This window comes from Aquibacillus albus (genome assembly GCF_016908325.1).
In the GTDB taxonomy this organism is placed as follows: Bacteria; Bacillota; Bacilli; order Bacillales; family Amphibacillaceae; genus Aquibacillus_A; species Aquibacillus_A albus.
Genome location: NZ_JAFBDR010000003.1, coordinates 17,548 through 32,126, shown reverse-complemented (window position 1 = coordinate 32,126; position 14,579 = coordinate 17,548). Strand labels below are relative to the sequence as shown.

At 38.5% G+C, this 14,579-nt stretch carries 16 protein-coding genes; 15 read left to right on the top strand and 1 reads right to left on the bottom strand.

All coding sequences use genetic code 11. The features are described 5' to 3' along the window. The first annotated feature begins 34 nt into the window (after positions 1-34). Entirely contained in the window at positions 35-1,207 is a 1,173-nt protein-coding gene (locus tag JOC48_RS03605; RefSeq protein WP_204497695.1) for an N-acetylmuramoyl-L-alanine amidase family protein, read from the top strand. Positions 1,208-1,445: 238 nt separating this feature from the next. Continuing rightward, complete coding sequence (locus JOC48_RS03600; RefSeq protein ID WP_204497694.1) at positions 1,446-2,825, top strand: N-acetylglucosaminidase; 1,380 nt, start codon at positions 1,446-1,448, stop codon at positions 2,823-2,825. A gap of 60 nt (positions 2,826-2,885) precedes the next feature. Here the strand turns inward: JOC48_RS03600 and JOC48_RS03595 are convergent, their stop codons facing one another. Beyond that, positions 2,886-3,530, bottom strand: coding sequence for a YigZ family protein (locus JOC48_RS03595; RefSeq protein ID WP_204497693.1), 645 nt, complete (start codon positions 3,528-3,530; stop codon positions 2,886-2,888). Between the two features lie 483 nt (positions 3,531-4,013). Here JOC48_RS03595 and JOC48_RS03590 point away from each other — a divergent pair, with 483 nt between their 5' ends. From JOC48_RS03590 to csrA, 13 genes are all read left to right on the top strand, one after another. Further along, entirely contained in the window at positions 4,014-5,156 is a 1,143-nt protein-coding gene (locus tag JOC48_RS03590) for a sensor histidine kinase (protein WP_204497692.1), read from the top strand. A gap of 104 nt (positions 5,157-5,260) precedes the next feature. Beyond that, complete coding sequence (locus JOC48_RS03585; RefSeq protein WP_204497691.1) at positions 5,261-5,941, top strand: response regulator; 681 nt, start codon at positions 5,261-5,263, stop codon at positions 5,939-5,941. Between the two features lie 290 nt (positions 5,942-6,231). Further along, complete coding sequence (locus tag JOC48_RS03580) at positions 6,232-7,077, top strand: DegV family protein (protein ID WP_204497690.1); 846 nt, start codon at positions 6,232-6,234, stop codon at positions 7,075-7,077. Positions 7,078-7,159: 82 nt separating this feature from the next. Then, positions 7,160-8,620, top strand: coding sequence for an ATP-dependent helicase ComFA (locus JOC48_RS03575; RefSeq protein WP_239584172.1), 1,461 nt, complete (start codon positions 7,160-7,162; stop codon positions 8,618-8,620). Next, a complete protein-coding gene (locus JOC48_RS03570; RefSeq protein ID WP_204497689.1) occupies positions 8,617-9,297 on the top strand; it encodes a ComF family protein in 681 nt (226 codons plus the stop codon). Before JOC48_RS03575 ends, JOC48_RS03570 begins: the two co-directional genes overlap by 4 nt. A 107-nt stretch (positions 9,298-9,404) precedes the next feature. Continuing rightward, positions 9,405-9,821, top strand: a complete 417-nt coding sequence (locus tag JOC48_RS03565; RefSeq protein WP_204497688.1) for a TIGR03826 family flagellar region protein — start codon at positions 9,405-9,407, stop codon at positions 9,819-9,821. Between the two features lie 66 nt (positions 9,822-9,887). Then, positions 9,888-10,154 carry a flagellar biosynthesis anti-sigma factor FlgM gene (gene flgM, locus JOC48_RS03560; protein ID WP_204497687.1) on the top strand — a complete coding sequence of 89 codons (267 nt, stop codon included), beginning with the start codon at positions 9,888-9,890 and terminating at the stop codon, positions 10,152-10,154. A gap of 15 nt (positions 10,155-10,169) precedes the next feature. Next, on the top strand, positions 10,170-10,658 hold the full coding sequence (locus JOC48_RS03555; protein ID WP_204497686.1) for a flagellar protein FlgN: 489 nt from the start codon (positions 10,170-10,172) through the stop codon (positions 10,656-10,658). A gap of 17 nt (positions 10,659-10,675) precedes the next feature. After that, entirely contained in the window at positions 10,676-12,262 is a 1,587-nt protein-coding gene (gene flgK, locus JOC48_RS03550; RefSeq protein WP_204497685.1) for a flagellar hook-associated protein FlgK, read from the top strand. Positions 12,263-12,272: 10 nt separating this feature from the next. Next, complete coding sequence (gene flgL / locus JOC48_RS03545) at positions 12,273-13,184, top strand: flagellar hook-associated protein FlgL (protein ID WP_204497684.1); 912 nt, start codon at positions 12,273-12,275, stop codon at positions 13,182-13,184. 72 nt (positions 13,185-13,256) lie between these two features. Next, positions 13,257-13,847 (top strand): DUF6470 family protein, encoded by a 591-nt coding sequence (locus JOC48_RS03540; RefSeq protein WP_204497683.1) that lies wholly within the window; start codon positions 13,257-13,259, stop codon positions 13,845-13,847. A gap of 12 nt (positions 13,848-13,859) precedes the next feature. Next, a complete protein-coding gene (gene fliW, locus JOC48_RS03535; protein WP_204497682.1) occupies positions 13,860-14,312 on the top strand; it encodes a flagellar assembly protein FliW in 453 nt (150 codons plus the stop codon). A 2-nt stretch (positions 14,313-14,314) separates the two neighbouring features. Beyond that, positions 14,315-14,545, top strand: coding sequence for a carbon storage regulator CsrA (gene csrA, locus JOC48_RS03530; RefSeq protein WP_204497681.1), 231 nt, complete (start codon positions 14,315-14,317; stop codon positions 14,543-14,545). Positions 14,546-14,579 lie beyond the last annotated feature (34 nt).

The window sequence follows — 14,579 nt, the reverse complement described above, 5'->3', positions numbered from 1 at the left end:
TTCTATGTTTAGTAGATTTTACGGAGGTATTGCTATGGCAAATATAAAAAGTCTTGCCGGCTTTTTGTTCATGCTTTTTCTATTATTTTTGTCACCTGTTTCATTTAGTGCTGATAGCTCGAAGTCGATTGCTTCCTATGAATCTGTAGAACCAACAAAGGTATGGACCGTTGAGTTCAATACAGAGATGGACAGTGAATCGATTAATAATGAAACAATTTATGTAATAGACAGCAATGAAAACAAAGTGGCTACAAGTATCTATTTAACCGAAGATAAAAGAAAAGCAAAGGTGAACCCTCCAGCTAACGGCTATAAGCAGGAGGAAAACTATCAATTAGTCGTTACAAACGATGTTTATTCAACAAACAAGGTATTAATCAAACAAGGATATTCGATTGACTTTACGATTAAGGCCGCTGACATTGCGTCGGATAATTCAGTTGTTTTTAATGGGACAGTAACTGCTGACATTTTAAATGTAAGAAGTGGTCCTAGTACGAATACAGAAGTACTTGGTAAGCTTAAGTACGGTGACGAAGTAGCCATTTATGAGGTGGATGGTCACTGGGTTCAAATTCATCATGATGGCAAAGTTGGTTACCTACATAAAAACTATTTGAAGCTGAGAAATGTTTCTGGGAGTATCCTTGAAAATTTGCGTATCGTAATTGATGCAGGTCACGGGGATGGCGATCCAGGCGCAGTATATGGTGATGTACAAGAAAAAGAAATTGTCTTTGACGTTTCTAACAGAGTTGGGAAGAAGCTGGAGGAATTAGGTGCAGTACCAAAGCTAACTAGAACAACGGACGAATTCTTAGAGTTGTATGAGCGTGTAAAATATACGGAAGAAAACTTTGGAGATATTTTTATAAGCATTCATGCTAACGCAGCTTCATCGGACGCATACGGAACAGAAACCTATTATTATAAAGACAAAGAATCGAATGAAAAAGAAAGCTATATACTAGCTGAGAAAATCCAAGAACAAATGGTGGCGCTGACGAAGATGAAAAACCGTGGCGTAAAGCATGGCAATTTCCATGTCATTCGTGAAACAGAAGTACCAGCTGTGTTGTTGGAATTAGGCTTTATTACAAATGACGAAGACCGTGAAAAATTAATGACAGATGAATACCGTGAGTTATTTGCAAAAGCAATTACTCAAGGAATTATCAATTACTATATGGAAGAAGTAGAATAGACTGGAAGCGTTGTTCAAGAGGCAAATACAAGCTTAATTGTGTTTGCCTCTTTTTAGTTGATTCAATGCCTATTTTTCACCTAGCTTACTAAGCTAAATTTCCTGGGAAATATTTGTCGGGAAAAAATAGAGATTTGTAGAATAGTGTGGGAATATGTGAATAATTACCCTATTAAATCGAATGGAATCATACTATAATGATAGATATGAATCTTGCAAGACAGGGGGAACGAACTACATGAAAAAGCCACTACTACTTGCACTGCTACTATTCATCTTTACTACCCTTCAACTTCCAGATGCAATCGTTGGTGCAGAAGATGAAAAGAATACGAATGTAAAGCAATGGGAGAAAAAATTTGGTGTTGCTGCGGACAAAGAGTGGAACGTTGCATTTAATACAAAAATGAATGCTAGTTCTTTTACGTCTGAAAATGTCTATGTTCTAAATAATGAAACAGAAGAGAAGCATCCAATTAGCTTTCAATTGTCAGAAGATCAAAAGGTATTAACGGTCACACCGGAAGAAGCATATGAGCTTCATGAAACTTATATTTTACATATTGGTGACTCCGTTGTATCAACAGAAGAAATTCCTATGGGGAAAGTTATAGAAATGCCGTTTTTTGTATCAAAAGAATATGTCGTTGCAGATATGGAGTTCACTCCAATAAATTCATTTGATAGATTGAAAGAGGCAGTCGATTATGCAGATGAAGAGTCACATGTGGTGTTGAAGAATGGGAAAGTTACCTGGGCAAAATCTGGGATTGTTCGAACCGATCGATTTACTAACATCTATAGTACCAATTTTTTAACCAACCATTTTACATACGTTGCTGGACAATCAGAACTGGAATATATCAGCTCGACGGAGCAAGCAATAGGAATTCGTGTGGCAGGTAAGCCTGGTTATGTTTCTCCAGATGATGTTAGTATTATTCCTACACAACTAATTAATGATCAGCGCTCCTATTATAAAAACATTGATGAAGAACTCTATCATTATGTTTTCGCAAATGGATCATTTGGTACATACAAATACGGGAAAGCACCAGATGTAATCGATAATGGAGAAAAGGTTTATAGCTGGGACGGTAAGACGTTTAAAGGGGAAACCTATTCCTTTTTTAATCAAATGAACCTTCGTGAGGAATCGTCCGCAACTGCTGAACAATTGGATGCATATATTAAAGCACAAAAGCCGGATAGTCCATTAATAGGCCTTGGTGAAACATTTGTAGCTATGCAGGAAAAACATCAGGTAAATGCGGTTTATTTAATGGCACATGCGATTCACGAAAGTGCCTGGGGAATGAGTGAAATTGCTCAAGATAAAAACAATTTATATGGGATTAATGCTACAGACAGCAATCCATATGGGAATGCTGATACGTATAAATCCTATGAGGCGTCGGTTCAATATGCAGCTGATTTTATCTCGAGTTATTATTTAACAGAAGGAAATTGGCGTTATCATGGCATGTATTTAGGAAACAAAAATACTGGTATGAATGTTCGATATGCTAGTGATCCGTTTTGGGGACAAAAAATTGCAGGACATATGTACCGAGCAGAGGAATGGATGAAAAACAATAGTGTGGTAGAAGAAAAATAGATAAAAATGGGCTACTCCTTGTCTGGTGTGGCCCATTTTTTGTTTTCTAATACGAAAGCATTATTCTTCCGTTACGTCCAATTCCATATATTTTTGCTCACCTTTTTCAATCGACACTTGGTCACTTGTTAAATCTACCATCCAATTGGTGAAGCGCTCCTCTTGACCATTTTCAACAGCTACTGTCAAAGTAACTTGCTCTAAATAATCGATGTTTTCTAATATATAGTCTTTGTTGTTTCGTAGTTCATTTTCTAGTTTGCCAAGTAAGGAATAATCAGCGGTCACTGTCATTTCCTGCATTAGCTGCCGTTTTACGATTCCTGTCGTTTGAATGGCCTGTGAGGTCGTACTCGCGTAGGCCCGAATCAATCCACCTGCACCGAGTTTTATCCCTCCAAAGTAACGTGTAATAACAACTGCTGTATCCTTTAGCTCTTTTTTCTTTACCACCTCAAGAATCGGCACACCAGCAGTTCCGCTAGGTTCACCATCGTCATTTGCCTTTTGAATTTGGTCATGCTCTCCAATCATATAAGCAGAGCAATTGTGCGTCGCATCATGATGCTTTTTCTTTATATTATGAATGAAGGCTTGTGCCTCATCTTCTGTTTCGACTCGCTTCACATAACCAATAAAACGCGATTTTTGGATGATTTGTTCATCAGATCCTTCTAGTTTTACAGTATAATAGTTATTAATCATAGTAGAACTTACCTCCTAAAATTTAATTATATAGAGTATCTATAATGACCGCAAATGTATTATACTAGTAGAGGATGTTCAAAAAGTCACCAAATGATAAGTGGCGCACCTCTTCGTTGGCCGCTCAGAAGCTTCGCCGCCTCGATCTGCTTGCTTCTAATTTACCGACAGTTTGAACACACACTAGTAGTGACATATAAATACGCACCTAAATTGATAAATTAAACTTTTCATATAATTAGAAGTTGCTCTTTTATTAATAGATTTGTTTTCCGTTTCCATAACTATTGCCTTTTACTAGGTATTATGACCCCCGGACTCTAGTTCTAGAGAAATCAGAAGGCAGGATGAAACAATTTTGACAGCTCCTTTTTAAGTTTCTTTTTCTATTCTAAAAAAAATCTAGGAAAAATTGATGGTGACCCCCAAGTTACATTGTGGGTAATACGAATGATATTTAGTAGAAAGACAGGTGGTGGATAAATGCCAAAAAAAACTGGTGAAAAAACCCTTGATCTCATTATTAATGAAATGGTTGATACGGTAGAGAATAGCAAGGATGAAATTTTCTACATCGGTGAAGAATCTCGTAAGGAATATGAAAACCTTCAAAGTGAATTAAACGAAATCAAATACGAAGTGATTCAAGTCATAGAAGAAGGTGACCAACTAGAAAAGAAGGTCCGAATGTCTCGTATTCGCTTGTCCGAGGTGAGCAAACATTTCAACGATTATTCGGAGGAAGAGATTCGTGCTGTCTATGATCAAACACATCGACTCCAGACAGAGCTCGCTATGAAGCAGGAAAAGGAAAAAACACTCCGTGAGAAACGAGACGAAATTGAACGTCGGTTGTTAGCCCTTGAACAAACGGTAGAACGTGCAGAAGGTCTTGTTGCCAAAGTATCGATTGTGCTAAATTATTTAAATGAAGATTTTAGACAAGTATCCGAACTAATTCAAGATGCACAGGAGAAGCAGGAGTTTGGACTTAGAATTATTGAGGCACAAGAGGAAGAACGGCGGCGTTTATCCAGGGAAATGCATGACGGTCCAGCGCAAATGCTTGCAAATATTTTACTCCGATCCGAGTTAGTCGATCGTACAATTAAGGAACGCAGCGTACAGGAAGCAATCACTGAAATAAAAAATGTAAGAACGATGGTACGTTCATCCCTTTACGAGGTTCGTCGAATTATATATGACCTTCGTCCAATGGCCTTAGATGACCTTGGCTTGATTCCAACAATTAAAAAATATTTAGCAACCACGGAAGAGTACAATCAAATTACCATTAATTTCGTCCATTTTGGTGTTGAAAAACGTCTGAATTCTAAATATGAAGTGGCATTATTTCGACTCGTACAAGAGTCTGTTCAAAATGCAGTCAAACATGCAGAGCCATCCAATATATCTGTGAAACTAGAGCAAAAGTCAGATAAAGTCATGATTGTTATAAAGGATGATGGAAAGGGCTTTGATGTCCAACAGAAAAAAGAAGATTCGTTTGGGCTTCTTGGAATGCGTGAACGTATCGAAATGCTCGATGGTGATTGGACGTTAGAATCATCGATTAGAAAAGGCACTACCATTTTCATTCAGGTTCCGTTAAACGGAGTAAAATAGCAATACAAAAAATGGATATTTTTAGTATAATAAAAAAAGTTTGACCGTTAGAAATAGAGAAATGCACATGTGCAATTTTTAATAGGGAAATAGGAGGTCAGAGGATGACAACGAAAATAGTTTTGATTGATGATCATAAACTTTTCCGAGAAGGGGTAAAAAGAATTTTAGAGTTTGAACCTTCATTTAGTGTCGTTGCAGAAGGGGACGATGGTTCAGCTGCTCTGCAATTAGTAGAGCAATACCAACCGAATGTGGTATTAATGGATATTAATATGCCAAATATCAATGGGGTAGAAGCAACTTCAGAATTAATCGAAAATTTCCCTGACATGAAAGTGATTATTTTATCTATTCATGATGATGAAAACTATGTGACACACGCGTTAAAGTCTGGTGCACAAGGATATTTACTTAAGGAAATGGACTCTAATGCACTAATTGAAGCCATTAAGGTAGTAGGTGATGGTGGCTCTTATTTACATCCAAAGGTCACGCATAACTTAGTCAAAGAATATCGTCGCTTAGTAGATGAGACCTCAAATAAATTAACGGATAAAATGATTGATTATCGTAAACCACTACACTTGCTAACACGACGAGAGTGTGAAGTGTTACAGCTATTGGCAGATGGAAAAAGTAATCGCGGCGTTGCAGAAGCCTTATATATTAGTGAAAAAACAGTAAAAAACCATGTAAGTAATATTTTGCAAAAAATGAATGTCAACGATCGAACACAAGCGGTTGTCTTAGCAATCCGCAATGGTTGGGTAGAAGTTTTATAATAAATACCGCATAAGACCACACATTGGGCAGTTATTAGTATAACTATTACGGTTTGACATCATTGTGTTGCACCCTTTTTTCGTGCAACACAATGCGGTAGCCCATCTATTTTTTACCTCAAGTAACTCCTTATTACCAATCTATTAAACTCTCATTACTATATTCTGTTCGATTATCCAAGCTTTTGGTTAAAGCCTTTTCATTTGACTATTCATTTCGTTCTTTATTCGGTAAAATAAAGGTAACATGAAACTAGAAAAGAATTTAGAAAAGAAAGGGTACGATTGAAATGAAGGTTGCTATTGTGACTGATAGTACTGCCTATATTCCTGCCGCTGTCCGGGAAGAATGGAAGATACATATGGTACCACTAAATGTGGTGTTTGGCGATGAATCCTACCGTGAAGAAATAGACATCGAAACAGGTGAATTTTACAACATGGTAAAACAAACAGAGGAGTTGCCAAAGACATCACAACCGGCTATCGGTGATGTATTAGAGACGTACGAATCACTTGCAAAAGAAGATTATGATGCGATTGTTTCGATTCATTTGTCTAGTGGCATTAGTGGTACGTATCAAGCAGCGGTTTCTGCAGGGAGTATGGTGGAAGGAATCAACGTACATTGCTTTGATTCAGAAATTAGTGCAAGAATTCAAGGATTTTATGTGATGGAAGCGGCAGAAATGGCTCAAAAAGGTGCATCAGTTGAGGAAATTTTAGATCGGCTACAAGAAATGAAGCAAACGATGCGAGCCTATTTCATGGTCGATGACTTAAGCCATTTACGTCGTGGAGGTCGGTTAAGTGGTGCACAGGCGATGGTTGGCAGTATGCTTCAAGTCAAACCTGTGTTGCATTTTGTGGAAGGTAAAATCGTTCCGTTTGAAAAAGTTCGCACCCGTAAAAAGGCGATGAAGCGGATCATAAGCTTGTTCGAGGAAGATGCAGCATCAGGCAAGCCGATTCGTGCTGTTGCTATTCATGCGAACCAGGAGCAAGAAGCGATCACGGTCAAAGAAGATTTAGAAAAGCGTTTTGATAATGTAGAGGTGTTAACTAGTTATATTGGTCCAGTAATCGGTACACATCTCGGAGAAGGCTCGTTTGGGTTTGGATGGTATGTTAAATAATACAATGACATTTTAACGAGCGGGCTGTCCCAAAAGTATGGTTCAGCCCCTTGTTTTGATCCATTAAAGGAGATGGTACTATTTGTTTCAAAAAGTCTTTTCTTCGTTTCAGTCACTTTTTAATTCCTCTTATGACTGGATACCTACTTATACTAGTCAAACCTCTCATCAACTAGATCCGTCAACCTCCCAGCTATTTGCAGGAAAATTACTTCTACGTCAAGATATTCCCCTCGATGAACAGGACTTTCAAGCGCTTTGCACAATGGATTACTTTCAACCCGTTCAGGCGATTGTTAAGCACCAGTTTAGGTTCACGTGTCGTAGGTGTGGAAACAACAAAAAAACTTTATTTAGTGAAATTCCTTGCAGCCGATGTCATCAACGCCATGTTTACTGTCGAAAATGTATCGAGATGGGACGTGTGCTAGCTTGTGAGCCGCTTTATGTTTGGACAGGACCAACAGCTGAATGGGAAAGACAAGAAACTCCATGTACATGGCAAGGCTCCCTTACAAACTCACAACAGCAGGCCTCTGACCGAATTACGAAAGCAATGGTAAATGGTAACGAAGAGCTGATGGTCTGGGCTGTTTGTGGTGCAGGAAAAACGGAGATGTTATTTGAAGGAATCGCTGCAGCTATTGCACAAGGGAAGCGGGTTTGTTTAGCAACACCACGCGCCGATGTCGTAAGAGAGTTATTGCCACGGTTTCAAGCCAGTTTTCCAGAAACGACAATGGATGGATTATATGGTGGCAGTGAAGATAAAAGAGGAACTGCCCAATTAATCCTTGCTACCACTCACCAATTGATTCGTTATGCGCATGCCTTTGATGTAGTTATTATTGATGAAATCGATGCTTTCCCTTACCATGGAGATCCTTCCTTACCCTTCGTCACCAATAGAGCCGCAAAAAGAGATGCGTCAATGATTTACTTAACGGCAACCCCAAGAAAACAGCAAAAAAGCAGGGTTCAAGCCAACAAACTAGCTACTGTGTTTGTACCCGTCCGCTTCCATGGGCATCCACTTCCTGCTCCAAAGCTCCACCTTTGTTTTTCCCTACAAAAGCAATTGAAAGCTGCTCAACTTCCAGAGGCATTGTTGAAATGGTATCGTAAGCGGGTTAATCCTAAGCGCCAGCTTCTCATTTTTGTCCCTACAATTGAACTAGCAGAAAAAATAGTACCAACGCTTGCAGAAAAACTGTCTATTTCATCGATTACCTCCGTCCATTCCTCTGATCCAGAACGTGAAACAAAAGTACAGCAGTTACGTCATAAAGAAATTTTTGTGCTTGTTACTACAACGATATTGGAGCGAGGGGTTACGTTTCCTTCTGTAGATGTCGTTGTATTGGATGCAGGTCACCGTGTTTTTGATGAAGCGGCACTCGTTCAAATAGCGGGCAGAGCTGGGAGAAGTCCTGATGATCCGACTGGAGAGGTGATCTTTTTCCATGACGGCAGAACGAACGCAATGGTGGAAGCAGTTCAATCGATAAAAGCGATGAACAAAAAAGGGAGGACGGTTAAATGAAATGTTTATGGTGTGAGGATGAAATTTCAATGGATATTACGTGGGTAAACGTGTTTTTTCCGGAACCGCCGAAAAAACTTTGTCCAAGCTGTGAACCAGACCTCGAACCGTTAAAAGACTCCTTGTGTCATCGATGTAGCAGGAAATCGGATACTTCCGTCTGTCCGGATTGTGAGCGCTGGGAACATCACCCAATGTGGAAGGGTGTACTTAGCTTTAATCGTTCTGTTTTTTCGTATAATTCGACACTGCAAGGCATGATTGCCAAATGGAAATATCGAGGTGATTATGTGCTCCGTGAAGCTTTTCAAGAGGTTAGTCGTACAACCTTCAAGCAAACATTTCAACAAATTGCGAAGGAAGCTATCCTTGTGCCAATCCCACTTAGCGAGGAACGACTATATGAAAGAGGATTCAACCAAGCAGAAGCTATTGCGGATTTACTTGGACATCCTTTTCAACAAAAGCTTGAGCGGATAGATGGTGGAAAACAGTCAAAGAAATCAAGAAAGGATCGAATAACGAGTGAGAATCCATTTCGGGTGGAAGGTTCCATCAATAAGCCGGTGATTCTAATTGACGATATTTATACGACAGGAATCACTGTCCGGCACGCAGCAATTCGATTGAAGGAAGTGGGCTGTCCAACCGTTTACTCTTTTACATTAGCAAGGTAACAAGTGATTAGTGCTCTATCAACTCTCTCTTAAACTATAAAATAGAGTATAGATGATAGTGCGGCTATGCTATAATGGACGAAAAAAGGGTTGCGGAGGGATAAGAAGTGGGAGAACTAGAAAACTGTCCCAAGTGCGGTACGTTATTTGTGAAAGCGAATCGGAATATCTGTCCTGATTGCTTTAAAGAAGAAGAAGCGGCGTTTCGTACCGTCTATGATTTTATGAAAAAACGAGTCAATCGACAAGCTACGATTCTTCAAATCGTTGAGGCAACAGGTGTCAAAGAAGAGTTGATTATAAAGTTCGTAAAAGAAAATCGCTTGCGTACATCAAATTTCCCGAATTTAACGTATGCTTGTGAACGTTGTGGCAATTCCATCAATTCCGGAAGACTATGTGGTGATTGTTCGGATGAAATCATTTCCGACTTAAAAACACAGGAAGAAATCGATCAGCTAGGGAAAAGAAAAGAAAGAAGAGCAGGTAATACATATTTTTCAATAGATAAAAAAAATCGCTAAACATTTATAGTTTTCTGCCGATATTATGAGTAAAGCATGTGTAATGACGGAAAGAGGTGATCGATCTTGAAAATTCAAGGTCCAAACCATACAAATTTTAATCCATATCAAAAACAACTGCAAAAGCAAGCACAGATAAGTAAAGAAACAAACAAAGAGGATCAGCTGCAAATTTCCGACCAAGCGAAAAAGCTGCAAGAAAAGGATCAGCCTGAAGCAGCTAGAAAAGCGCATGTCGATGAAATAAAGCAAGCCGTTCAGTCTGGAAATTATCGTGTTGATGCTAAAGAAACGGCAGAAAAAATGATTAATTTTTGGAATAAACAATCGTAGAGGGAGACATTGGTTATGTCTGTAAAACCAATCGTAGAAGCATTAGATAAATTAACACAGCTACATCAAAGCTTATTAAAGCTGTCGAAGGATAAAACAGAAAGCCTGAAGAAAGGTAGTATAGACCAGTTACAGGCTTTATTGGTTCAAGAGCGAAAACATGTACAAGCAATTAATCAGCTGGAAGAAAAGCGGATGAAGCTGGTTGAAAATTGGGCAATCACGAATCAATTAGATCCAGCAGCGATCAATGTTTCCAGTATGCTAGAAATATTGAAACAGGATTCTGATAAAGAGTTACTAAAAAACGCAACAACTCAATTAGCGGAAATAATGGTTGAACTAAAACAACAAGAAAAGTTGAACCAAGAATTAACCCAGCAATCGTTACAATTTGTTCAGCTAACGATGGACATGATTTCACCGACTTTACGAAACATGAATTATGGGAATAGTGCGAAACAACAATCAAACAATCGATCTGTTTTTGATTCGAAAGCATAGGGAGAGGAGATTCTGGTATGTCATCATTTCATGGTTTAGAGGTAGCTAAAAGAGCCTTGTTTACCCAACAATCTGCTTTACATACAACGAGCCATAATATTGCTAATGCAAATACAGAAGGGTATTCGCGTCAACGGGTTAATTTTGAGCAAACCTCTCCTTATCCTCCTGCATCTAGAAATCGCCCGCAAATTCCAGGTCAAGTAGGAAGCGGAGTCGAAGCTGGATCAATCGAACGTGTTCGGGATTTATTTTTAGATGTTCAATTTCGAGATGAAAATAGCAAACTCGGATACTACGAATCAAAAGCGGATGCGATGAAGCAAATGGAAGGGATTATGAATGAGCCCTCAGAAGAAGGATTATCTAATACGCTAGACCAATTTTGGCAATCGTTACAGGACTTATCTGTTAATCCTGAAGATTCCGGCGCCCGCTCTGTTGTACGGCAGCGAGGGATTGCAGTCGCGGAAACGTTCAATTATTTGTCGGATTCATTAGAGGGTGTTCGTTCAGATTTACATAATGAAATGGATGTCACAAAGAAAGAAGTCAATTCGTTAGTTAACCAAATTAATAATGTAAACCAGCAAATTGGTGAAATTGAGCCACATGGTTATTTGCCAAACGATTTGTATGACGAACGAGATCGATTGGTTGATCAATTGTCATCGATTGTCAATGTTAATGTATCCTATACAAAAAGTAATGGGAATCCGGATGCCTCAGCGGTGGGGAAAGCATCGATTGAATTAGCGGATCGTGAAGGAAAAGGTACTGGTGTAAAGTTAGTCGATGTTAAACAAAATGATGTCGACGTTATTAATGAAATGCATATCAGTTATGATGATAACAATAATGTAGAGAACGTTATGTTTTATAATCCGAATGATTTACAGGATTTAAATGATCGTACAGGTTCAGAAAACACTGCCGAGGAATTAGCTGATAGTGATTCATCACTTGTGACTGCTGTTTCAGGAAGTGATTTTAACTCTAGAGGTAAATTGACAGCTTTGATTGAAACAAATGGATATACCGAGGATGGCGAGGCAAAAGGTGTATTTAATGAAATGCTCGGTAATTTGGATGAAATGGCCGCTAATCTTGCAACTGAATTTAATGAAGTTCATGCACAAGGTACGAATTTGAAGGGTGAGACTGATTTAGATTATGACTTTTTCGTAGGTAATACGGCGCGTTCACTGGGTGTGTCTGATGAAATAAAAGAAAGTGGCGACAATATTGCAGCTAGTAAAAATGGCGATAGCGGGGACGGTACCAATGCGGAAGAGCTTGCTGATGTACTTCGAAAAAGCGATGTTGGTCTAGGTGAGGAAACGTCATTTAAAAGCTACTATGAATCTGTTATTGGTGAAATGGGAGTCGTTTCACAAGAATCGAAACGAATGGTAGAAAATGCAACAACTTTAAGACAGCAGGTAGAAGAAAATAGAGAATCGGTTAGTGGTGTTTCTTTGGATGAGGAAATGTCGAATATGATTAAGTTTCAGCATGCGTATAATGCCGCAGCTCGTAGTATGACAACCGTAGATGAAATGCTTGATCGGATTATTAACAATATGGGATTAGTAGGAAGGTAGGTGGCTAACAATGCGAGTGACACAAAGTATGTTATCAAACAATATGCTGCGTAATTTAAGCAATAGCTATAATAACCTAGGAAAGTATATGGACCAGCTTTCTACTGGAAAAAAAGTAAATCGACCTTCTGATGATCCGGTTGTAGCAATGAAGGGAATGAACTATCGCACACAGGTAGAGGATATTGAACAATATCAACGAAACATAACCGAAGTAAATACTTGGATGGATAATTCAGATGCAGCATTGGATGAGGCTACTCAGGCATTGCAACGGCTTCGCGAACTTGCTGTACAAGGGAGTAATGGAACCTATGAGGAAGGCCAACGTGACAATATTGCATCTGAAATTGACCAACTGAAAGAACACTTAGTAGATATTGCTAATACGAAGGTAAATAACAAATATGTTTTTAATGGAACGAAAACGACGGGAACTCCTGACACTAATGGCGATTTAGTTCCACCAGTAACTGTTGGTGAGGATGGAATGGTTACCCGGACTGCTTCAAGTGAAGGTCCAGTAAATATCGAGGTGTCAGATGGAGTAAGGATGAAGGTAAACATTAACCCTAATGAGGTGTTTGGAGAAAAGCTGTTTAAAGATATTGAAGCATTTTCTAGCGCACTGAAGAACGATGACCAGCAAGGAATACAGGAAGCTATTGCTAACATCGATAAGAATATTGACAACGTTGTCGATGAGCGAGCTGATCTTGGTGCACGTATGAATCGGGTAGAGTTAATCGAAAACCGAATTGCCGGTCAGGAAATTACGGCAAATGAAATGATGTCTGATAATGAAGACGCTGATATGGAAAAGGTGATTATGAATTTAACGAATCAAGAGACCGTTCATCGTGCAGCATTAGGAGCAGGTTCCAGAGTCATTCAACCAACCTTATTAGACTTTTTACGATAAGACTATAAGCACTTGTCACCAATAAGTGGCAAGGTTTTTTATTAGCCTTAATGAAAAGAAGGTGATGAAAAAATGCAATTGCCTCAAATTAGGCTGCAATCACAGATGGCTAACATTCAAATTAATCAAACACCTGCCCAGCAATCAATTCAACAAAATAACGCTATTCAAACGATTAAACAACCAAAGGCAGATTTGGATATCCAACGAACCCCATCTAAATTAACGATTGATCAAACACAGGCATGGGAAGACATGGATTTAAAGCCTATTTCAAGGAGAATAGAAGAAGCAGCACAGCTAGGTAAGCAAGCTGTTTTGAAAGGGATTGCTAGAAGAGCACGCCAAGGTGATGAATTAATGAAAATTGAAAATAACGGAAACCCAATCGCGAGACAGGCGAAGGAAAATGGCTTTGACGAACCAAAGCAGTTTAATATTGGTTGGATTCCGTCGGCAGGTGCAGTGAAAATAGATTATCAACCAAGTAGTGTAGAGGTTAATATCCAACCAAGAAAACCAATCATTGAATCAACGGTCCAAAAGCCTAACATTGACTATAAGCCAGGCGAGGTAGATATCAGTTTAAAACAAAGAAATGAGCTACATATTGATTTTATTAATCTTGATCTGGGCGGGGCTAATTTTGAAACAACAATTTAAGGATGGATGACTATGAATATTAATACGAAATATTTTGGAGAGATATCGATTAAGGATGAAGACGTTATTCATTTTCCACACGGAATACCTGGGTTCTTAGATGAGAAAGAATTTGCTTTGTTAGATTTAGAAGATAATCCAGTGTTTCAGGTGCTTCAGTCGATTTCAAATGTAAGTCTAGCGTTTATTGTTACGAATCCTTATCATTTTCTAAAAGAATATGAGTTCGAACTTGATCAAAATACAATGGAATTGTTACATATTGAATCGGAAAAAGATGTGGTCGTTTTATCGATTGTTTCTTTGAAAGACCCTTTTGAAGAAAGTACCGTAAATTTACAGGCACCAATAATTATTAATAATACTAAAAAAAGAGGAAAACAATATATTACGAATATAAATGAATTTTCTACAAAAGTAGCAATTTTTTCTCAAAATAAATCCTTCCAGGTAAAGGAGGATTAACAATGCTTGTTCTGACAAGAAGAATAAACGAGGCCATTAAAATTGGTGATGAAATTGAAGTAAAGGTATTGGGAATTGATGGTGATCAAATTAAGTTAGGCATTTCTGCACCAAAGCATGTTGATATTCACCGAATGGAAGTATACTTGGATATACAAGAGCAAAATAGTGAAGCAGCCTCGGTTTCGACAGATTTATTACATTTATTGAAAAATAATACAAAAAATGATTAAACATCTCATTATTCCTTCCGATATTATAAGTGTA

Bases quoted from the DNA above. Each gene is read 5' to 3' on its own strand.
- JOC48_RS03605 (WP_204497695.1), top strand. From the start codon at position 35: ATGGCAAATATAAAAAGTCTTGCCGGCTTTTTGTTCATGCTTTTTCTA.
- JOC48_RS03600 (WP_204497694.1), top strand. From the start codon at position 1,446: ATGAAAAAGCCACTACTACTTGCACTGCTACTATTCATCTTTACTACC.
- JOC48_RS03595 (WP_204497693.1), bottom strand. From the start codon at position 3,530: ATGATTAATAACTATTATACTGTAAAACTAGAAGGATCTGATGAACAA.
- JOC48_RS03590 (WP_204497692.1), top strand. From the start codon at position 4,014: ATGCCAAAAAAAACTGGTGAAAAAACCCTTGATCTCATTATTAATGAA.
- JOC48_RS03585 (WP_204497691.1), top strand. From the start codon at position 5,261: ATGACAACGAAAATAGTTTTGATTGATGATCATAAACTTTTCCGAGAA.
- JOC48_RS03580 (WP_204497690.1), top strand. From the start codon at position 6,232: ATGAAGGTTGCTATTGTGACTGATAGTACTGCCTATATTCCTGCCGCT.
- JOC48_RS03570 (WP_204497689.1), top strand. From the start codon at position 8,617: ATGAAATGTTTATGGTGTGAGGATGAAATTTCAATGGATATTACGTGG.
- JOC48_RS03555 (WP_204497686.1), top strand. From the start codon at position 10,170: ATGTCTGTAAAACCAATCGTAGAAGCATTAGATAAATTAACACAGCTA.
- flgK (WP_204497685.1), top strand. From the start codon at position 10,676: ATGTCATCATTTCATGGTTTAGAGGTAGCTAAAAGAGCCTTGTTTACC.
- flgL (WP_204497684.1), top strand. From the start codon at position 12,273: ATGCGAGTGACACAAAGTATGTTATCAAACAATATGCTGCGTAATTTA.
- JOC48_RS03540 (WP_204497683.1), top strand. From the start codon at position 13,257: ATGCAATTGCCTCAAATTAGGCTGCAATCACAGATGGCTAACATTCAA.
- fliW (WP_204497682.1), top strand. From the start codon at position 13,860: ATGAATATTAATACGAAATATTTTGGAGAGATATCGATTAAGGATGAA.
- csrA (WP_204497681.1), top strand. From the start codon at position 14,315: ATGCTTGTTCTGACAAGAAGAATAAACGAGGCCATTAAAATTGGTGAT.